20 protein-coding genes are annotated in these 19,440 nt (G+C 48.8%); 10 read left to right on the top strand and 10 right to left on the bottom strand.

All coding sequences use genetic code 11. The features are described 5' to 3' along the window. Position 1: 1 nt before the first annotated feature. Positions 2-2,173, bottom strand: a complete 2,172-nt coding sequence (scpA, locus tag ABNT28_RS00100) for a methylmalonyl-CoA mutase (protein ID WP_332923889.1) — start codon at positions 2,171-2,173, stop codon at positions 2-4. Continuing rightward, positions 2,173-3,891 (bottom strand): methylmalonyl-CoA mutase family protein, encoded by a 1,719-nt coding sequence (locus ABNT28_RS00095; RefSeq protein WP_332923890.1) that lies wholly within the window; start codon positions 3,889-3,891, stop codon positions 2,173-2,175. Before ABNT28_RS00095 ends, scpA begins: the two co-directional genes overlap by 1 nt. Before the next feature lie 148 nt (positions 3,892-4,039). Here ABNT28_RS00095 and ABNT28_RS00090 point away from each other — a divergent pair, with 148 nt between their 5' ends. Beyond that, positions 4,040-5,461, top strand: coding sequence for a glycosyltransferase family 39 protein (locus ABNT28_RS00090; RefSeq protein ID WP_348720802.1), 1,422 nt, complete (start codon positions 4,040-4,042; stop codon positions 5,459-5,461). 5 nt (positions 5,462-5,466) lie between these two features. Here the strand turns inward: ABNT28_RS00090 and mntR are convergent, their stop codons facing one another. Continuing rightward, positions 5,467-5,907, bottom strand: coding sequence for a manganese-binding transcriptional regulator MntR (mntR, locus tag ABNT28_RS00085; RefSeq protein WP_332923892.1), 441 nt, complete (start codon positions 5,905-5,907; stop codon positions 5,467-5,469). A 214-nt stretch (positions 5,908-6,121) separates the two neighbouring features. On the opposite strand from mntR, the gene ABNT28_RS00080 reads away from it, so the two are divergent. The 5 genes from ABNT28_RS00080 (at position 6,122) to ABNT28_RS00060 (ending at position 9,611) form a co-directional block, all read left to right on the top strand. Beyond that, a complete protein-coding gene (locus tag ABNT28_RS00080; protein ID WP_332923893.1) occupies positions 6,122-6,427 on the top strand; it encodes a DUF1244 domain-containing protein in 306 nt (101 codons plus the stop codon). Between the two features lie 17 nt (positions 6,428-6,444). Beyond that, the gene (locus tag ABNT28_RS00075; protein WP_332923894.1) at positions 6,445-6,696 is read left to right on the top strand and encodes a DUF2312 domain-containing protein; all 252 of its coding nucleotides are present in this window, start codon (positions 6,445-6,447) and stop codon (positions 6,694-6,696) included. 20 nt (positions 6,697-6,716) lie between these two features. After that, a complete protein-coding gene (pyrF, locus tag ABNT28_RS00070; RefSeq protein ID WP_332923895.1) occupies positions 6,717-7,616 on the top strand; it encodes an orotidine-5'-phosphate decarboxylase in 900 nt (299 codons plus the stop codon). A gap of 166 nt (positions 7,617-7,782) precedes the next feature. After that, positions 7,783-8,328, top strand: coding sequence for a cold shock domain-containing protein (locus ABNT28_RS00065; protein WP_332923896.1), 546 nt, complete (start codon positions 7,783-7,785; stop codon positions 8,326-8,328). 59 nt (positions 8,329-8,387) lie between these two features. After that, complete coding sequence (locus ABNT28_RS00060) at positions 8,388-9,611, top strand: MFS transporter (RefSeq protein ID WP_332923897.1); 1,224 nt, start codon at positions 8,388-8,390, stop codon at positions 9,609-9,611. Here ABNT28_RS00060 and trxB read toward each other — a convergent pair whose 3' ends face one another. After that, positions 9,612-10,556: a thioredoxin-disulfide reductase gene (trxB, locus tag ABNT28_RS00055; protein WP_348720801.1), complete on the bottom strand. Its 945-nt coding sequence runs from the start codon at positions 10,554-10,556 to the stop codon at positions 9,612-9,614. 85 nt (positions 10,557-10,641) lie between these two features. Between trxB and ABNT28_RS00050 the strand changes: the two genes are divergently transcribed. Next, a complete protein-coding gene (locus tag ABNT28_RS00050; protein ID WP_332923899.1) occupies positions 10,642-11,532 on the top strand; it encodes a M23 family metallopeptidase in 891 nt (296 codons plus the stop codon). An 8-nt stretch (positions 11,533-11,540) separates the two neighbouring features. Next, positions 11,541-12,419 carry an SDR family NAD(P)-dependent oxidoreductase gene (locus tag ABNT28_RS00045; protein WP_332923900.1) on the top strand — a complete coding sequence of 293 codons (879 nt, stop codon included), beginning with the start codon at positions 11,541-11,543 and terminating at the stop codon, positions 12,417-12,419. Here the strand turns inward: ABNT28_RS00045 and fba are convergent. The 6 genes from fba to ABNT28_RS00015 all read right to left on the bottom strand — a co-directional run bounded on the left by fba (position 12,416) and on the right by ABNT28_RS00015 (position 17,933). Continuing rightward, entirely contained in the window at positions 12,416-13,477 is a 1,062-nt protein-coding gene (gene fba, locus ABNT28_RS00040; protein ID WP_332923901.1) for a class II fructose-bisphosphate aldolase, read from the bottom strand. The genes ABNT28_RS00045 and fba overlap by 4 nt on opposite strands. 29 nt (positions 13,478-13,506) lie before the next feature. After that, positions 13,507-14,460: a class 1 fructose-bisphosphatase gene (locus ABNT28_RS00035; RefSeq protein ID WP_332923902.1), complete on the bottom strand. Its 954-nt coding sequence runs from the start codon at positions 14,458-14,460 to the stop codon at positions 13,507-13,509. 76 nt (positions 14,461-14,536) lie between these two features. Beyond that, positions 14,537-15,256 (bottom strand): Bax inhibitor-1/YccA family protein, encoded by a 720-nt coding sequence (locus tag ABNT28_RS00030; protein ID WP_332923903.1) that lies wholly within the window; start codon positions 15,254-15,256, stop codon positions 14,537-14,539. A gap of 67 nt (positions 15,257-15,323) precedes the next feature. Further along, positions 15,324-16,457 (bottom strand): 23S rRNA (adenine(2503)-C(2))-methyltransferase RlmN, encoded by a 1,134-nt coding sequence (gene rlmN / locus ABNT28_RS00025; protein ID WP_332923904.1) that lies wholly within the window; start codon positions 16,455-16,457, stop codon positions 15,324-15,326. Continuing rightward, positions 16,454-16,993: an invasion associated locus B family protein gene (locus ABNT28_RS00020; RefSeq protein WP_348720800.1), complete on the bottom strand. Its 540-nt coding sequence runs from the start codon at positions 16,991-16,993 to the stop codon at positions 16,454-16,456. The genes rlmN and ABNT28_RS00020 overlap by 4 nt, the downstream gene beginning before the upstream one ends. A 256-nt stretch (positions 16,994-17,249) precedes the next feature. After that, entirely contained in the window at positions 17,250-17,933 is a 684-nt protein-coding gene (locus ABNT28_RS00015) for an arylesterase (RefSeq protein WP_332923906.1), read from the bottom strand. A 226-nt stretch (positions 17,934-18,159) separates the two neighbouring features. Between ABNT28_RS00015 and ABNT28_RS00010 the strand changes: the two genes are divergently transcribed. Together ABNT28_RS00010 and ABNT28_RS00005 are read left to right on the top strand one after the other, a co-directional pair. Then, on the top strand, positions 18,160-18,888 hold the full coding sequence (locus ABNT28_RS00010; RefSeq protein ID WP_348720798.1) for an ABC transporter ATP-binding protein: 729 nt from the start codon (positions 18,160-18,162) through the stop codon (positions 18,886-18,888). A gap of 4 nt (positions 18,889-18,892) precedes the next feature. Further along, on the top strand, positions 18,893-19,440 hold a 548-nt coding region (locus ABNT28_RS00005), incomplete at its 3' end, for an ABC transporter permease (protein ID WP_348720797.1).

Here is a 19,440-nt window from a genome sequence, read left to right as displayed (position 1 = left end):
CCTAACCGATATTGCGTCGCCGTGCCAGCAGATCAAGTAGGCGCGATGCCGCATCAATAGATTTTGTACCTGGCAGAAACACCGCCGCCACGCCAGCCTTGCGCAAGGCTGGAATATCACCGGGCGGAATCACGCCACCAACCACCAATTCGATATGTTGACCATCACCTTTATCAAGACGCTGTCGCAAAGCTGGCACATGGCTTAGATGGCTTGCCGCCAATGTTGAAATGCCAACGGCATCAACACCCACCTCAATTGCCATCTCATAGACTTCATCCGGACTTTGGAAAAGGGGGCCGATAGTGACATCAAACCCAATATCAGAAAAAGCCGATGCAATAACTTTCTGTCCGCGATCATGTCCATCCTGACCAAGCTTGGCGACCAAAATACGCGGTGGACGTCCAGTTGCTGTAACAAAGGCCTCAACCCGCTCGGATAATATTGTCAGATCCTCAGCCCCTTTCATCTGTTGATGCCAAACCCCTTTTACCGCTTTTATGTCAGCTTTATGACGACCAAATTCTGATGCCAGTGCTGATGACATTTCACCAACTGTTGCTCGGCATCGCGCCGCTTCAATGGCAAAGGGCATCAGATTATCGGATCCCGCTGCAGCATTTTTCAGCGCCGCTAATGATGCCTCAACTTTGGTTTCGTCACGTGTGCTTTTAAGCCTTTTCAACTGGGAAATCTGCTGGGCACGAACTACCGCATTGTCGATACGGCGCACTTGCACCTCTTCGTCAATTATATCTGGATCTCCATTGCCATCGGAAAACTGATATTTATTGACGCCAACAATCGTTTGCGCACCCGAATCTATCTTGGCTTGGGTAATCGTTGCCACCTCTTCAATGCGTAATTTTGGCAACCCGTCCTCAATCGCTTTGGCCATCCCACCCATGGCTTCAATCTCATCCATATGGCGGCGACATTTATCCGCCAGATCGCGTGTGAGGCTTTCAATTAGATAAGAGCCACCAAACGGGTCTATAACATGCGCCATATTTGCTTCATGTTGCAGGTGTAGCTGCGTGTTACGGGCGATTCTGGCTGCATAATCAGTCGGTAATCCCAGCGCCTCATCCAACGAATTGGTATGCAACGACTGTGTTTGTCCAGCCACAGCCGCCGCCGCCTCGATACAGGTACGCGGCACATTATTGAAAACATCCTGCGCGGCAAGCGACCACCCCGAAGTCTGGCAATGTGTCCGCAGCATCAAGGATTTAGGGTCTTTTGGCGCAAAATTCCGCTGCATGATTTCGGCCCACAACAGCCGCGCTGCCCGCAATTTGGCGATTTCCATATAAAAATTCATGCCGGTGGCAAAGAAAAAGGACAGACGCGGCACAAAAGCATCAACGTCAAGACCAGCCGCCACGCCCGCTCGCACATATTCCAACCCGTCAGCCAACGTATAGGCAAGCTCCAGATCAGCCGAGGCACCAGCTTCCTGCATATGGTATCCTGATACAGAAATGAAATTAAATTTAGGCATATGGTCAGCGCAATAGGCAAAAATATCAGAAATGATCCGCATTGATGGGGTAGGCGGGTAAATATAGGTATTACGCACCATAAATTCTTTCAGCACGTCATTCTGTATCGTGCCTGCCAGCGCTTCTGGCGAAACACCCTGTTCTTCTGCCGCAACGACAAACAAAGCCAGAATAGGCAAAACAGCACCATTCATCGTCATCGACACACTCATCCGGTCAAGCGGAATGTCGCGGAATAATAGATTCATATCCAGAATCGAATCGATCGCGACGCCTGCCATGCCTACATCGTCAGCGACAAGCGGATTGTCCGAATCATATCCGCGATGCGTTGGCAGATCGAACGCGACCGACAGCCCCATCTGGCCAGCCGCCAAATTCCGTCGATAAAAGGCGTTAGACTCCTCGGCTGTTGAAAACCCAGCATATTGGCGAATAGTCCAAGGCCGGATCGCATACATGGTTGGATAAACGCCGCGCAAATAGGGGGCAATACCTGGCTGTTGCCCCACTATTTCGGTCATTGGCGCATCCTGCGGCATCGCCATTGACTGAATGTTGATCGCTTCGACTGTGTTATATTGTCCGCGATAGTCAGACGTGGCACCGCCTAAGGATACAGCATCAGCAAGGCTTATTTTGGTAAAATCAGGAAAATCACGCATTAATCAGCCTTCCCTAACAAAATATCAAGCGCACCAATAAGCGATCTGGAACCAGTAATATCCGCCGCCGCAACATATGTAATTTCTGGTATATGATCGGAAATGGCCGCGCGCAGACCAGTAATGTCATCAAGCGAGCTATTGATATAAATTACCACATGGGGTTTAGCCGCGCGCAGATCGCGCTCGGTATCGTCGCCATAAACAAGCGTTATGACTGACAAACCACCTATTGCACATAACTGGTCAGTTTGTTTCTTGAGTAGCTGTAATGGCTTCTCCATATCACTAGCTGGCAAAAGACAAATGATACGCGGCTGCATCACTTCAGCCTTACGGCGAAATTCTTCGATGATTCGGGCGGGGCGAGCGATTATGATCTCATTAGCGCCCCATCCATCGCTGGCTATATTACCTATTGGTGTCATGTCAGGTTGCACAGTTACGCCCAACATCTTGGCCTTGTTCATAATGAGTGCCTTTTCGGCTTTTGTCTTGCCATCATTGGCAAAATTGGCAAACACATCATCTTTATAGCATGCCAATGCACCGCCCTGACGTTCCAACGTCTGAAATACCGACCATGCCGCTTTTGCCAGATCATCAGTGCGCGCTTCGATAAACCCGGAACCACCCGTTGGATCGATAGCCCGCGCGATACCTGACTCTTCGATCATCAATAGTTGTGTCATCCGTGCAAGACGACGACCACGGGCACTTTCACCAGTCAGAATATCATGTGCAAAACCCGACAATGCATCTGCATTCCCCAACGCACCTCCAAGCAAAGCCGTTGTCGAACGAAGCATATTCACATCTTGATCTAGCAGGCTGAACATACGTAATGATGGCGCCGCATGTAAGCGCAAACGGAAGTTATTGGGATCAAGGCCCAGCCCAGCCATTATACCTGCCCAGCCATGTCGAATTGCACGGCATTTGGCAAGACCTGCATATAGATCAGCTGGCAAGGCGATCGTAACTTCAATATGCGAGGCAATTGTTGCTGGTGCAATATTCGCAGCCATGGCATGACGTAAAATATCGGCAACTGACGACAGGATGATCGCCAGCTCATTAACCGCACTGACACCTTTATTATGCCAATGCCAGCCATTTACCGAAAAAATGGATGTTGGGGTATGCCGCATGGCACGCGTGGCAAGCGTAAAACCAGCCTCCATGATGACATCCGGATCAGCATTACCCTCTGCTACAAACGGGTCAAATCCCGCATGCAGATTGGCCTTGCTAAGGTCACCATTTATATGATCGATAAATTTTTCAACAAGTCGGTATGTATTGACGCCATTGTCAAAATGCACCCCTACCGCAGGCAGAATTACACCATCAAACAAACCATCAAAGTCAATTTCGTCATCCATATCAACGTGAAGCCAGAGCGACGTCGCACCTTGTTGGACGTCATCAAGCAAAAACCGGTTCATGGCTTTAACATCACCTAAGATATGCAGAGGCTGGCGTACATCCCATCCATGCGCCGTCCGCCGCGCAGGATCATGCGACAGACGGCGCACGCTTGTTGCCATATCGCCAGCAAGCTCAGCTGTACCGCCATCATAGAGTGCGTTGATAATCAGGCCATCTTCGTCGAAGCGCTGCAAGCTATCCAGCGTTCCGCCTCGAAGCATTTTTTCAACCGCGGCAATCCAGTTATCATGTGATGCCGGGGGAAAACGATTATCAATTGATGACATGATATGCCTTTGTCTCATATAGTTCGTGCAAAGCTAACAGCCACGATTGGCCAAATCAAGGATACCCATGACTTCGAGCCGTCATACCCCAAACAGTAATCTACGACGCCCCCCAATAGGGGATAACGCGAACATAGACCGCTGGATCATGGGTTTGCTCATTCTTATCACAGTAATCCGTAGCCTAGCGATCTTTGCCAGTCCGTTAGAACTTGGTGTTGATGAAGCGCAATATTGGGCGTGGAGCCAGACCCCGGATTTTGGTTACTTCACCAAACCCCCGCTTATTGCATGGGTCATAGGCGTGTCCCATGCCTTGTTTGGGCATGAAGTATGGGCGGTGCGTTTGCCAGCTCCCTGGCTTCATGTTTTGACCGCGGTCGTTTTATGGCGGGCGGCAAGCTGGATAGCTGGACCTGCTGCTGGACGATGGGCAGCCATTTTATGGATTGCCTTACCAATCATTTCGGTTGGCAGTTTTGTCATTTCGACCGATACACCGCTGTTACTTGCACTGAGCACAGCTTTGATGTTGATGATTGGTGTTCTGCAAAATCGGCTTGATCCGGTTCGTGGCATGTTCATCTGTGGGTTGGCTGTCGGTATTGGATTTCTGGCAAAATATGCAGCTTTGTATTTTCTGGCTGGTATCGTCTTATGGGCAACATGGGATCGATTTATAACAGCGCACAACGTCATCACTGTTCGGCATCTATTGCTATTTGGTCTTGGTATGATGATTGCCGCTAGCCCAAACATAATATGGAATCTGACCAATGATTTCACCACAGTGCGGCATCTTGGTGATAATGCCAATATTGCCAAACAAAGCTTCGACTTTGCCAAGACTGGCCGTTTTCTGCTTGGTCAGCTTGGGGTTGTTGGCCCTGTCACTTTCATTTTGATGTTGGGCATTCTTCGCCCGCCTTTTCATTCCAGCCTTAAAAGGCTTATGATCTGTCTTAGCTTGCCAATACTAGCGTTGATGACAATTCAAGCCTTTATCAGCGATGCCAACGCAAATTGGACTGTTGCCAGCTATCCGGCACTGATAGTCTGGCTGGCCTGCTGGATAGCCCAAACAAATCGCTGGCGCTGGGGGCTTTTGGCAAGCGGTATCAACGGTGCCATTGCGATTGTTATTATAAGTACCAGCATGTCTGGTAGCCTTGGTATTTTTACGCCCGCATCCGATCCCTTGCGCCGACTTCGTGGTTGGGAAGCGCTTGCCACCGATTTAAAAGCAGCATTAGACAGACATGATGCCCGTCTCATTGTCGCTGATCGACGTGCCACAGCCGCGCTGATGGGATGGCATTTCTACAATACTGATGTGACTATTGCCCTATATGACAGTGACGGTATTCCCGGCAATCATTATGAACGCAACCATGCTTTTGGTCCAATAAAGACAGCCAGCCGTAATCTTATTGCTGTTGATGGGCAGTCGCATGCACCTGCTTTACCACAGGTTGTTTGGCGCGCTAATGCGGCAATCTCGGAACATGTTATTTCTGCCAACCGCACCCGTAAGCTATTTTTATATGCAGGCACCCAGACGCCAAAATAACAAACTTAAAACGGGTTTTTGGTTTTCGTGATCCGCTCAAAAACCGCCAGTGTTTCGGGGCTGACATGATGCTCAACACCCTCAGCATCCTCTTCAGCAATATCAGCAGACACACCAATGGTAATAAGAAAATCACGCACGATGCGATGCCGATCCTTGCTACGCTTGGCCAAATTCTTGCCAGCTTCAGTCAGAAATATAGATCGATAAGGCTTGCTTTCAACAAGCTCGGCGCGTTGCAAACGCTGAATGATTGAATTCACAGTCGGGCTAGTGACACCAAAACGCGCGGCCAGATCAACTGTTCGTGCTTCACCAGTTTCCTTGATAAGCTCGGCAATCATTTCGACATAATCTTCGGCAACCTCACTTTGGTGCGCACGACGGATACGGTCAAATTTTGCAGCACTTGTCGCTACCTCGTTGTTGGCATCTTTATTTGTCATGGGTAACCACATCCTCCATGGCCGAAAATTAAAGCATTCCTCATAATTTAGCCACACCAAAATTTGTTGTAGCCTTTTATAATACACAAGATCGTAGATTGTTCAGCCAACGAGCTTGCGCCCGTTTCTCGGCTTATATAGGATGGCGACAGGTATAAACATATGCCTTCATATTGTCACTGACCTGCTATCAACCCATCGATGAAAGACTGTTATGGATAAGGCCACCCAAACCAAACTTGAAGCGGCAGCATTTCGCCGCCTTGTTGCCCATTTACAAGACCGAACCGATGTCCAGAATATCGATATGATGAATCTGACGGGCTTCTGCCGAAACTGTATGTCGCGCTGGTATCGCGAAGCAGCCGAAGCAGACGGAATAGCACTAAGTGATCCAGATGCCCGAAAAGCGATTTACGGAATGGATTATGCCGCTTGGAAAGCTGCTTACCAGACTGAAGCCAGCCCAGACCAACTGGCAAAAATGAAACAATCCCACGACCATGAAAAGAAGGACTGATCCATGTCAGCAGAACTATGTCTGTAATTGCAGGTGCCGGTGCAGGTGCCGAACAACTTACCCAATATATTGAGCGTATTGAACGTCTTGAAGAAGAAAAACGTGCGCTTATGGCTGACATCAAGGATGTTTATGCTGAATCCAAAGCCACTGGTTTTGAGCCAAAAATCATGCGACAGATCGTACGTATGCGGGCAATGGACCGTGACCTGCTTAGTGAACAAGATGCGCTTCTCGACACTTATCGTGACGCGCTAGGTTTACGCTAGCACAATAGGTAGTTTCTAAGATGGATAATTTTGGCGATCGCCTTGCCGAGGCTAACCGACAAACCCAAACACCGCTTTGCATGGGCATTGACCCGCATGTGTCGATGATACCTAAGCTGTTCGGCAATGCTGCCGCGGAAGCCGGAAGCGACGAGGCTTTGTCTGCCATAGCCAATTTCTGTGACGCTTGTGTCAAGATTGCAACGGGACGTGTGCCAGCTATCAAGCCCCAAGCAGCCTTTTTTGAAATGCAGGGACCAAAAGGTATGCAAATTTTGCAAGACCTTGGCCGAACAGCAATTGATGCTGGTCTGCTTGTGATTATGGATGCAAAGCGCGGTGATATTGGCAGCACATCAAGCGCATATGCGGCAGCATGGATGGGTCACGACGCTTTGTTTCCCTCAGATGCCTTGACCATAAATCCATGGCTTGGCATTGATACGCTAGAACCTTTCATCTCCAAAGCTGACACTACAAATAGCGGCTTATTCATTCTAAATCGGACAAGCAACCCCGGGGCAGGCGACCTACAGGATCGCTTGGTTGATGATAAGCCTCTTTATATGCATCTTGCCAAAATGCTAGCGCCAATTGCAGAAGCACGCGTTGGCACGTCCGGCTGGTCGGCAATTGGCATTGTTGCAGGGGCAACCTGGCCTGCCGAGGCAAATGCACTAAGATCAACTTTACCGAATAGTCCTTTTCTTGTGCCTGGCTTTGGTGCTCAGGGCGCTGGCCCTGAAAAGGCGCTGGCAGGTCTGCACCGTGACCTCGATCACTGGCAAGGCGGCTTGATTAATAGTACACGTGGCTTGATATTCCCCGAATCGGCACAAGACGTTTCATCTATTGACGCATGGAACTCCGCTATTTTGGCCAAAATCGATACGGATAAACTTGTCCTGAACAGCGTTTAATCCCTAAAAGAAACGTTTTCTTTACTTCGCTCACGCAAACGTGAACCAAACACCCCAAAAACATCAATTATGATGCTTGAATAAAGCCATTAAAAAGCCACAAAATATGGATGTTGTTTTATGTGGTCATAGAGCAGATTAATGTTCAAGATTGTGGGTGAAACCTATGGCAAAAGATACGAAGAAGACAAAGTCGTCCAAAAGTGACAGCACCAAAAACGGTGAAGCATTAGCACCTAGCGCACCAACTCGTGAAATTAAAGAGGGTGAACTGGTTTGGTACAATGAGCGCAAAGGCTATGGCTTCGTCAAAATTGATGACACTGAAATTTTCCTTCATAGATCGACACTTGATCGATTTGGCCTTATCCGGCTTTTGACTGGTGATCGGGTTAGTGTTTCCCTGACAGAAAACGAACATGGAAAAGTTATTCAAGATTTACTAACTGTTGAACGTCCTGTAAGTCCGGCACCGCCGATGGCTTCAGCACCTGCAGATGATGAAGTCCGGGCAGTGGTTAAGTTTTTTAATGATGTTCGTGGCTATGGATTTGTCACGGCTGAAAATATTGATGATGATGTTTTTGTCCATTCCCGTGTACTTAGCGATTGCGGCTTCCACTCGCTTCTTCAAGGACAGAAGCTACTTGTGAAGGTTGATGATTCTGGTCGCGGCCCCCAAGTTCAGGCTGTCAGGTTGCTCAACGAATAAAACTCTGTTACTTCGGCAAACAGTCAGCCATGCTGGCTTTTCACTGCCGGAGATGCATGATGCCCCAACATTCCAAGCTTAGTCCATGGATTGTCATCATGCTTGCTGGTTCAGCAATGGTCACAGTGACACTTGGAATCCGTCAAGTCTTTGGTCTTTTTGTCATTCCTGTTTCGACCGAACTTGGTGGCGGTTTACAATTTTTCTCACTTACCATTGCCTTTCAAAATCTTGTTTGGGGCATTTCCTCACCATTTTTTGGCGCTATTGCCGATAGATACGGAGCGTGGCGGGTTGCTGCATGTGGCGCGTTACTCTATGCGGCTGGTCTATTATTAATGGCATTATATGTAACCGATGCTGGCGTGTTCATTGGACAGGTTTTTATCGGCTTGGGCCTTGGCAGCGCTGGCATCTCGATTGCGGTAGGCGCTGTTGCGCGCGCCGCACCACCCGAAAAACGATCGTTGGCGCTTGGCCTTGTCACCAGTTTTGGTTCCTTTGGTCAGTTTGCACTCGTTCCCTTTACACAAGAACTAATGTCGAACTATGGATGGCAAACCGCACTCATCGTTTTGTCCGTTATCATGGCATCAATGGTTGCCGTGTCGCTTGGATTGCGTGCTGACAACCAATCAGGCGAAGCCAAACCAAGCGTTACTGACATTGCACATCTGACCGCTAGCAGCGCATTACGAAGTGCGGCTTCAAGCCGCGATTATATCTTGCTGACTATCGGCTTTTTTGTATGTGGCCTTCATCTGGTTTTCATCACCACACATTTACCCACCTACCTTGCTGATGCAGGCATCAGCCTTGACGTTGCTGGCTGGGCGCTAGCGCTGATCGGCTTGTTCAACATTGTGGGTGCCTTTATTTGCGGCTGGCTTGGTGGGGTCACGTCAAAGAAAAACGTACTGGCAACTATCTATCTATTGCGTGGCATTGCCATAGCTCTGTTTATCCTAACCCCAATCACTTCGTTTTCAGTTCTGGCCTTCGGTGCGGCTATGGGGCTTTTATGGCTTGGCACAATTCCGCTTACCAGTGGTCTGATCGTGGTTTTCTTTGGTCCTAAATATCTCAGTATGCTTTATGGTGTAGTGTTTTTCTCGCATCAAATTGGATCTTTTGTTGGCGCCTGGCTTGGCGGCATCTGGTACGATGTCTTTGGCAATTATGAAGCCATGTGGTGGCTCAATGTCGGCTTTGGTGTATTTGCCTTTATTATAAACTTGCTTATCCGCGAACCCAGATCAAGTGCGCCTGCTTTTAGCCACTAGCTAGCTTTGCTCGCCAAGCCATCGCTCAGCATCCAGCGCGGCCATGCATCCCATGCCTGCCGCGGTCACAGCTTGACGGTAGATTTTATCGACACAGTCACCAGCGGCAAAAATACCCTCAACAGATGTCCGCGTACCACCCTTTTCCGCAATGATATAACCTTCATCATCAAGTTCAACCACCCCTTTAAAGGCAGCTGTTGCCGGATCATGTCCGATAGCAACAAACATGCCGTGAACAGCAATATTTTTATCTGCCTCGCCAATTGTTGACCCCAGACGAACACCTGTTACACCGCCATCATCTCCTAAAACTTCGGCAATCTCGCGGTTCCATTCAACAGTGATATTTTCCTTTTTCAACAACCGGTCTTGCATGATCTGTTCTGCGCGCAAACTATCGCGACGATGCACCAAGGTCACCTTGTTGCAGATATTTGCCAGATACAAAGCTTCCTCAACAGCTGTATTGCCGCCTCCAACCACCGCCACATCACGGTCTTTGTAAAAGAAACCATCACATGTGGCACAGGCCGACACACCGCGACCGTTAAAGGTTTGTTCGGACTCAATGCCCAGCCAGCGTGCTTGTGCACCAGTTGCCAAAATTACCACATCAGCCGTCATTGATGCGCCTGAATCCAGATTGATGCGAAACGGACGTGCGCTTGCGTCAACCGCCGTGACAAGATCATAGATCACGCGCGCACCAACATTCTCAGCCTGCGCTTGCATCTCGGTCATCAACCATGGTCCCTGAATAACATCGGCAAAGCCCGGATAGTTCTCTACGTCAGTCGTAATCGTCATCTGCCCACCAGGCTGTAATCCAGCTATGATAACTGGTGAAAGATTAGCGCGCGCTGTATAGATTGCGGCACTAAGGCCTGCCGCGCCCGCGCCGATAATGACAACATGTTCATGGGTAGATGATGATACAGACATAGAACTTCTCTTTTCGACTGAAAATAAGAGTGATGATGAGCCCTGACGGGGTGTTATTTTCGGTTTTACATGCTAGCCTTGCTCAATGAATTATCCAAGATCAATTCGTCATTCTTATGGTGTTCTGGCACTGTTTTTTGTCCTTGTTATGACGGTAACAGGTTCAGCCAGCTTGCAAGCGCAATCAACCTCATCATCATTTGCCATTAATGGGGCAGATGTCATTTCGGGCTATCCGCTTGAGGGGCATCTAATCATTGCGCGGACAGCACCAGATTACAAAGTCACATTGGATGGCGCAGACGTTTCAGTCACCGATGATGGATTATTTGTCATTGGCTTTCACCGTGATTCTGATGATGACGTTGCCCTGAAAATTACCGACAAAAACGGTGTGGTTTTAACCACCATTCTTTCACCTGCTCAGCGTGACTATAATATCCAGCGCATTGACGGGCTAAAGCAATCGATGGTGACACCACCCAAAGCAGTTCTTGACCGGATCAAGGCTGATTCCAAAAAGGTGCGCGAGGCCCGCATCATGCCAGCACCGCTAGGGGATTTCTGGCGCGGGCTTGACTGGCCAGTGCTGGGGCGCATTTCTGGCGTATTTGGAAGTCAGCGCATTTTAAATGGGAAACCACGCGCCCCACATTATGGAATTGATATCGCCGCACCTGCTGGCACGCCCATTCATGCTCCTGCAAGCGGCACCATTACACTTGCATATGATTTATATTATTCTGGCCTGACGGTGATTTTGAATCATGGTCTAGGTGTTAATTCTACCTTTTTGCATCTACAAAATATGGCTGTGACGGTTGGTGACCAAATCGAACGTGGAGACCTTATCGGCACGCTTGGCTCTACTGGGCGCTCAACAGGTCCACATCTTGATTGGCGCCTTGACTGGCAGGGGCGACGGATTGATGCGCAACTAATAGCAGGCCCCATGCCAGCCATACCTAAGACATAGGATCAATGATGCGATCAAAGCCTGTCATTTTCATTTTTGGTCTTGGCTATGTTGGACGTCGGCTTGGGCATGTACTGGCAGATAGAGGGTGGCATATAAGGGGTACCACCCGTGATCCAGCCAAACTTTCAGGAGAAGCTGATGCTGGTTGGGATATCTTGCCTTTCAGCACTGATAACCCACTTGCCAATCCAATAGCGGCACTAAAAGATGTTGATGCCGTTCTGACAACTATTACCGCAATTGGCGGCACTGATCCCGTGCTGGATGCACATGGCGATGTGTTGTCACATCACAAGGGCTGGAGCGGTTATGTTTCCGCCACCTCGGTCTATCCTGATCAACCAGACGGTTTTTGCTTTGAAGACACACCAACCGCCCCCGCCACCGAACGCGGCAAGGCGCGCGTGATCGCCGAGCGACGCTGGCAGGATATGCTAAACACCGAACTATTTCGCGTTGCTGGAATTTATGGCCCCGGACGCAGCCCATTTGACGGACTACGTAATGGGACTGCCCGCATTATCACCCGTGAGGGTCAGCTATTTAACCGTATCCATCTAGACGATATTTGCCGAATCATTGTGGCCGCAGTCGAACAACCACGTCCCCGCCGCATTATTAATCTTGCTGACGAAAGACCCGCCCCACAAGGCGACGTTATACGATATGCCGCCAGCCTTATTGATGTTGCGCCGCCGACACCGCAAACCCTTGAAGAAGCGAATCTCAGCCCAATGGCGCAAAGCTTTTATGTCTCACGCCGCAAGGTCGGATCACGCGTCATAAAACCCGAACTGGGTCTAGAACTCTTGTATCCTGATTATGAAAGCGGCTTGCGCGCCATCCTGAGTGCAGAACAGAAAGGTGATGGCCAGACTATTTAGCCAATCACCGGATCAAGGCTATTATCCGTATAACGCTGTGCCATGCCTGCCAATGAGATTGGCTGAATACGTGCAGCGTTGCCTGCTGTACCAAACCGTTCAAAACGGTCAATACATAGGGCTTGCATTGCCTCCATCGCAGGTTTCAGCACTTTACGTGGATCAAATTCAGCACGGTTTTCGGTCGTTACCTTGCGCATCGCGCCCAGCATGGCTAGTCGGCAATCAGTGTCGATATTGACCTTGCGCACACCATGTTTGATGCCACGCTCAATTTCGGCCACTGGCACACCCCATGTTTGCGGCATTTCACCACCATGCGCATTAAAAATATCTTGCAATTCTTGCGGTACGCTTGAAGAGCCATGCATCACCAGATGAACATTAGGAAGCCGCCGGTTGATTTCTTCAACCACATTCATCGCCAGAATATCACCATCTGGTTTACGGGTGAACTTATAGGCACCATGGCTTGTTCCCATGGCAATGGCCAGCGCATCAACTTTGGTCTGAGCTACAAAATCTACAGCCTGTTCAGGATCGGTTAGGAGCTGATCTTCGGATAATTTACCCGTTGCGCCATGCCCATCTTCTTGATCGCCTTCACCTGTTTCCAGCGAACCAAGCACGCCAAGCTCACCTTCGACCGAAGCCCCGGCATAATGTGCCATGTCGGTAACGCGTCGGGTGATATCCAGATTATATTCATAGCTAGCTGGCGTCTTGCCATCAGCTTCTAACGATCCATCCATCATCACCGACGTGAAGCCATATTGAATAGCTGTCATGCATGTCGCTTCATTATTGCCATGATCCTGATGCATACAGACCGGAATATGCGGATACATTTCAGCCAGCGCCTTGACCATCGCTTGCAACATAATATCGCCAGCATAAGCGCGCGCGCCGCGACTTGCCTGAATGATCACAGGTGCATCAACTTTATCGGCAGCTTGCAGGATCGCCAAACCCTGTTCCATATTATTAATGTTGAAAGCTGGTACGCCGTAGCCATGTTCAGCAGCATCATCAAGAAGCTGTCGCAGGGAAATCAACATTGTATCTAATCTCCGATTAGGTGTAGCTGTTATGAATGATAGCCGATTATAACGTCAACTTCATTCATTGATCCAAAAATAAATGGAATTCGCTCATGTAAATTTTGAGGTTGTTTGTCCAGAATGGCATTTGTACCGTCAGTGGCCTTGCCACCTGCCTGTTCAACAAGCATCGCCACAGGATTTGCTTCATAAACCAGCCTGAGCCGGCCTTGTGCATAGCCATCACGCTGATCAGCTGGATACAGAAACACCCCGCCTCGGCGAAAAATACGCCATGCATCCGCAACAAGCGAACCCACCCAGCGCATATTATAGCTTTGTTGTAATCTACCCGCACGACCATCGAGACAATCATCAATATAGGATTTTACTGGTGCATGCCAATGCCAATGGTTTGAGGCGTTAATGCCAAATTCATGCGTATCAGCGGGAATGACTACCTGCCAATCCATATCACAGAAACAACCGTCATCATCCATCTGGAAGGCCATCACACCATCACCCAGTGTCAATAACAAGGTTGACTGTGGGCCATAAACAAAAAACCCAGCCGCAAGCTGGTTACGTCCGCTTTGTAAGGTACCGCCCGAAACCGGCATGATCGAAAAAATTGTGCCGATCGAAACATTCGTATCGATATTTGAAGAACCATCAAGCGGATCACTTGCGACAATCAGCGACCCTTGTTCGTGAAGCGGTATCGGCGCATCCTGTTCTTCGGACAGATAGATCGCCACCCCCGCATTGCGCAACTGCGCCGTAATCAGTTCATCAGCCAGAACATCAAGTGCCTTTTGATCGTCACCATCAGCATTTGCACTACCTTTAATGGCACCAAGATTAGCCGCCTTATCAGGTGTCCGGATCAGTCTGGAAATTGCCGCCGCCGCCGCCGCCAGCCCACTCACCGCACGGGCGACATCAGCATATATATCTGATTGTTCGGCATGCTGTTTTAAGACGGCATCAAGGTCCGGCATCAATCTCTCCTATTCAATAAAATACGCCCGACACCAATTAGTGCCGGGCGTATGATGTTCAATCTAGCCATCTAGCCTATTCACGATTTCCAAACAAACGCAGGATGAACAGGAACATATTGATAAAATCAAGATACAGCATCAAAGCACCAAAAATTGATTTTTTGCCTGATTCTTCAGCGCTGTCACCAGCCATATACATTGACTTGATGCGCTGGGTGTCCCATGCGGTCAAACCAGCAAAGATCAATACGCCTGCAACTGAAATCACAAATTCCAGCTGGGTTGATGCCATAAAAATATTCACCACGGATGCGATAATCAGGCCAAAAAGACCAATTACCATAAACGAACCCATTGCAGACAGGCTTCGTTTTGTTGAATATCCGTAAAGGCTAAGACCCGCAAAAGCACCAGCCGTAATAAAGAATGCCCGTGCCACACTTGCCCCTGTATAGACAAACAGGATGGACGCAAGCGACAGCCCCATCAAAGCGCCATAAATGTAGAACATGTTCCGCGCTTTGGTCGCCGACATTGCATTCATGCGCGCTGAAAGCCAGAAAACCATGCCAAGCGGTGCCAGCATAACCACCCATTTTAAAGGTGTGCCGTAAACCATTTGGCCAATTGCTGGAACGGTCATGACCGCCCATTTCATGGCAAAAGCAAAAAAGCCTGTCAGCAACAATGCTGTGGTCATGTGATTATACACGCCAAGCATGTAGCTACGCAGTCCGGTATCAATTTGCGCGGATTGTGCCGCGGCTGTATTCATAAATCTGTTGTCTTGCATTTTGTTACCCCCAAAATGGTCAGAGTGTGATTAGAAGATAGTCATCCGAACGGCTATTATCAAGATATTAAGCCGATGCTGATTCAGTTGTTTTTGGTTTCTTTTCACGCGGCGCGCGCTGGGACGCTGATTTCAACTGTCCACAAGCTGCAAGAATGTCACGGCCACGTGGTGTACGCACCGGCGATGCATAGCCAGCCTTTAAAACACGCTTGGCAAATGCCTCAATTCGGTCATCCTTGGAACAGACATATGGACTCCCTGGCCACGGGTTAAACGGGATCAGATTCAGCTTTGACGGTATGCCTTTTATAAGAGCCAGAAGCTGGCGGCAATCTTCATCACTATCATTAACACCGTCCAGCATAACATATTCCCACGTTATCCGGCGCGCATTCGAAAGCCCCGGATAATTACGACATGCTTCAATTAACGCGTCTAGCTTGTATTTGCGGTTGATTGGAACCAGCTCATCACGCAATTCGTCACGTGTTGCGTGCAGCGAGATTGCAAGATTTACACCCAGCTCTTCGCCAGCGCGTTTGATTTCGGGCACCACACCTGATGTTGATAGTGTGATTCGGCGCTTTGACACCGCGACACCTTCACCACTCATGATGATACGCATAGCTTCAGCAACATTTTCATAATTAAAAAGCGGTTCACCCATGCCCATCAATACAATATTTGTCAGCCGCCGCCCATCGCGTCCAGCTGGCCAGTCTGCCAATTCATCCATTGCCAGCATGACCTGACCACAGATTTCGTCAACTGTCAGATTGCGCACCAGCTTCTGAGTTCCCGTATGGCAAAAGCTACAGGTCAGCGTACAGCCAACCTGTGACGAAATGCACAAAGTACCGCGCGTCTTGTCCGGAATATAAACCGCTTCGGCTTCGTTACCATCCGGAAAGCGCAACAACCATTTTATTGTCCCGTCTTTTGAATTCAAACGTTGTGAAACTGCCGGACGATCCGCTTTATACATTGCAGATAATTGTTCACGAACAGGCTTGCCAAGATCAGACATTTCATCAAAATTTGTCAAACCATGCCGCCACACCCAGCGCCATATCTGCTTAGCGCGAAACTTCGGCAGGCCAATCGCGGTGATTTGTTCTTCAAGTGCCGCTTGTGAAAGCCCAAGCAGATTTATGCGTTGGTCGGCATCAGAAACAGGCGGCAAGGTCTGATCGGTCACTTGCAGGTCTTATCTATAATTGACTTTGTTTTGGTGAAACCAGACAGTAAATAAGTATCTGTAGTAACGGTTCCACGGCTTGACGTGCCAATGATTGACATTTTCGTACCCCGTTTCATTGCCGTAATCATCGCATCGTCATCTTCTTCGCTTTCGGCATAGGCACGATCTTCGATTGTGAACAGGGTAAATTTGCGATTGTCAATTTTGACCGTTACATCCGATTGTTTCTTATAATTGTAACCAGCAATGACCTGAACAACATTGCGCTCAGCCTTGCCTGGCCCATGCGAAACAAAAACGCGCGTTTCACCTCGGTTCGCTGGGTCATATTTACCAGCGCTTTTTTTCGGTGCGCTACTGATGAAACAAACACGAACACCATTATCATTATAGCGATAGGCACCCCAATCTTTTGAGACCAGCATTTCAATCGGCTCTGATGCTGCTATCGATGGTGTGACTCCAATTAGAAATATACCGATAAACGGCACCAGCCACAGCATCCTAAAAAATTGTTTAGTCCCTATATTCATCTTTTCCGATATCCCCGTAACCTTTGTTAGCATGGCTGACTATGTTAATTGGCGCATTACATAGTTCAATTATGGCCAAATTAGTGATCTTCAACAGGCAAACACCCGTATGTTAACACATAATTTACATCGTGTGTTTTACGGCAGGTAGCAGAGCGATGCAAAGATTTTCAGAACCAAACCTCTAAAAAGCCACAACTCAGTCTTTGATAACCAGCTATATGGCAAACTATTTCATAACCTACCGCTTGATAGCTTAGGGAATTCTGGCAAGCAACGCCTGTACAGATGGCATGATACGTCGGGTTATCTCCCGAATCCCTGACTCATTTGGATGCATCCCGTCACCAAGATTCATGTCCGGTACCATTGCAACGCCATCAAGAAAAAATGGGTAAAAAACAATATCACCGCGCGCCGCAAGACGCGTATAGGATTGATCAAATGCGTTGACATAATCAGTGCCAAAATTTCTAGGTGCCTGCATTCCCGCCAAAAGAACAGCTATATTTTCGGCCTGAAACCGATCAATAATCGCTTCCAGATTACGGTAAGTCGCTTCAGGATCAAGACCACGCAGCAGATCATTCCCCCCCAGCACGATGATTGCCGCATCAGGATTATCAGCTAATGACCAATCAAGCCGCGCCAAACCGCCTGCTGTTGTATCACCCGACACCCCTGCATTGATAACCGTTACAGCAACACCGTCTTGCAAAAGCGTCTGTTCCAACATCTCCGGAAAAGCCTTGCCTTGCGGCAAACCGTGACCCGCCACTAACGAGTCTCCCAATACCAAGATACGTGCCGGCGCTTGGTCTGCTAGTGCTGGTTGTTTCAGGCCAAAAACAAAGCTTGTGACTAGCACAAATGCAAACACCAGAACCGACTGGTAAAAAAAGCGTGGATAGTGATTGATAAAGCCCAAATTCAACACCATATCTCTAGTCTGATAAAAATAGATAGGCCGCTAAGCCTGTCTGCCATGTAATTGCTATGAGGAGATGGGGGTTCAAAGCGTGATTGTCCAGAGCTTCATGTAACGGCAGTTCAACGCACCGCTGTCACGATCCGGCACTCAAGCACAATCGAGCCCACTCACCGCGCCATAAAATTAATATCAATCATCAAATACCCAATTATTAAAGAACGCCCAAGGAAGTCATATGACCAATCTACAGGACAACAAAGCCACCATCAACACCAAGCCGGTGATTGACCTGGACAATGCACAACTTAGCTTTGGTGAAAAAGCCAAGCGGGTTGATGTTTTAAAAGGGATAACGTTGCGCATTGAAGCTGGTGAAACAGTCGGCGTCCTTGGGGCAAGTGGCGCTGGTAAAACAAGCCTTTTGATGGTCATGGCTGGATTGGAAAATGTTACTGACGGCACAATTGCGCTAGCTGATTATAATATAACAAATATGCCTGAAGATGCATTGGCTGCATTGCGTCGTGACAAGGTCGGCATAGTATTTCAGGCATTTCGTCTGATCGCGTCAATGACTGCCTTGCAGAATGTTTCGATTCCCCTTGAGCTGGCTGGCAACATCGATGCTACGGCACGCGCAAGCGCGGCCTTGGAATCAGTTGGTCTTGGTCACCGACTTCATCATCTGCCTGATCAAATGTCAGGGGGGGAACAGCAACGCGTGGCGATTGCCCGTGCGATTGCACCCAACCCACGCATCCTGTTAGCTGACGAACCTACTGGAAATCTGGATAGTACAACCAGTGAAAAAGTTATAAAAACTCTATTTGAAAGTGCCGCTAACGCAGGCGCCGCCTTGGTGTTGGTAACACATGACGCCAGCCTCGCAGCGCGATGTAGCCGGATCATTCAGATTGAAGATGGAAAGCTTGCTGCCGATAGCAAACAGAAAAATGCAGGCTGAAACCATGGCATCCAAAACAGAACATTCTATTGAAGATAGCTCAACAAGCTGGACGCTTGCCTGGAGATTTGCCCGCCGTGAAATGCGCGGTAGCTTGCGCCGATTTCGTGTGTTTTTGGGTGCTTTACTTCTAGGCGTCGCTGCCATCGGAACTGTTGGTTCGATTGCGGATGCCATGCGCAATGGCATTTCTAATAATGCGCGTGTTTTACTTGGTGGTGATATTGAGCTTAGTAGTCGGCACACGCCACCTGACGCCGACATTATATCTATGGCAGAAGAATATGGCACTATTTCGCATATCGTTCAGATGCGTGCGATGCTGCAAGGTGGCGATCGGCGAAAGCTTGTCGAACTAAAAGCGGTGGACGATAAATGGCCATTGATCGGCAACGCCGTAATTGAAGGCGCACCATCATTGAAAGTGGCATTGGCAGATGGTGGAATTGTAGCAGACCCATCCCTATTACGTTCACTTGGTCTGGCCATTGGCGATGAAGCACGCCTTGGCGACATGAATGTCCGTATCGCGGGAAATCTGATCACCGAACC

The organism is uncultured Candidatus Puniceispirillum sp. (assembly GCF_963979125.1).
In the GTDB taxonomy this organism is placed as follows: Bacteria; Pseudomonadota; Alphaproteobacteria; order Puniceispirillales; family Puniceispirillaceae; genus Puniceispirillum.
This window is presented reverse-complemented; position numbering and strand designations above follow the sequence as displayed.

Excerpts from the sequence above, each read along its gene's own strand:
- ABNT28_RS00095 (WP_332923890.1), bottom strand. The coding sequence starts at position 3,891 with ATGTCATCAATTGATAATCGTTTTCCCCCGGCATCACATGATAACTGG.
- ABNT28_RS00090 (WP_348720802.1), top strand. The coding sequence starts at position 4,040 with ATGGGTTTGCTCATTCTTATCACAGTAATCCGTAGCCTAGCGATCTTT.
- ABNT28_RS00015 (WP_332923906.1), bottom strand. The coding sequence starts at position 17,933 with ATGGTGTTGAATTTGGGCTTTATCAATCACTATCCACGCTTTTTTTAC.
- mntR (WP_332923892.1), bottom strand. The coding sequence starts at position 5,907 with ATGACAAATAAAGATGCCAACAACGAGGTAGCGACAAGTGCTGCAAAA.
- ABNT28_RS00020 (WP_348720800.1), bottom strand. The coding sequence starts at position 16,993 with ATGAATATAGGGACTAAACAATTTTTTAGGATGCTGTGGCTGGTGCCG.
- ABNT28_RS00060 (WP_332923897.1), top strand. The coding sequence starts at position 8,388 with ATGCCCCAACATTCCAAGCTTAGTCCATGGATTGTCATCATGCTTGCT.
- trxB (WP_348720801.1), bottom strand. The coding sequence starts at position 10,556 with ATGTCTGTATCATCATCTACCCATGAACATGTTGTCATTATCGGCGCG.
- ABNT28_RS00075 (WP_332923894.1), top strand. The coding sequence starts at position 6,445 with ATGTCTGTAATTGCAGGTGCCGGTGCAGGTGCCGAACAACTTACCCAA.
- ABNT28_RS00080 (WP_332923893.1), top strand. The coding sequence starts at position 6,122 with ATGGATAAGGCCACCCAAACCAAACTTGAAGCGGCAGCATTTCGCCGC.
- ABNT28_RS00010 (WP_348720798.1), top strand. The coding sequence starts at position 18,160 with ATGACCAATCTACAGGACAACAAAGCCACCATCAACACCAAGCCGGTG.
- fba (WP_332923901.1), bottom strand. The coding sequence starts at position 13,477 with ATGTTGATTTCCCTGCGACAGCTTCTTGATGATGCTGCTGAACATGGC.
- ABNT28_RS00065 (WP_332923896.1), top strand. The coding sequence starts at position 7,783 with ATGGCAAAAGATACGAAGAAGACAAAGTCGTCCAAAAGTGACAGCACC.
- ABNT28_RS00045 (WP_332923900.1), top strand. The coding sequence starts at position 11,541 with ATGCGATCAAAGCCTGTCATTTTCATTTTTGGTCTTGGCTATGTTGGA.
- scpA (WP_332923889.1), bottom strand. The coding sequence starts at position 2,173 with ATGCGTGATTTTCCTGATTTTACCAAAATAAGCCTTGCTGATGCTGTA.
- ABNT28_RS00035 (WP_332923902.1), bottom strand. The coding sequence starts at position 14,460 with ATGCCGGACCTTGATGCCGTCTTAAAACAGCATGCCGAACAATCAGAT.
- ABNT28_RS00050 (WP_332923899.1), top strand. The coding sequence starts at position 10,642 with ATGAATTATCCAAGATCAATTCGTCATTCTTATGGTGTTCTGGCACTG.
- ABNT28_RS00030 (WP_332923903.1), bottom strand. The coding sequence starts at position 15,256 with ATGCAAGACAACAGATTTATGAATACAGCCGCGGCACAATCCGCGCAA.
- pyrF (WP_332923895.1), top strand. The coding sequence starts at position 6,717 with ATGGATAATTTTGGCGATCGCCTTGCCGAGGCTAACCGACAAACCCAA.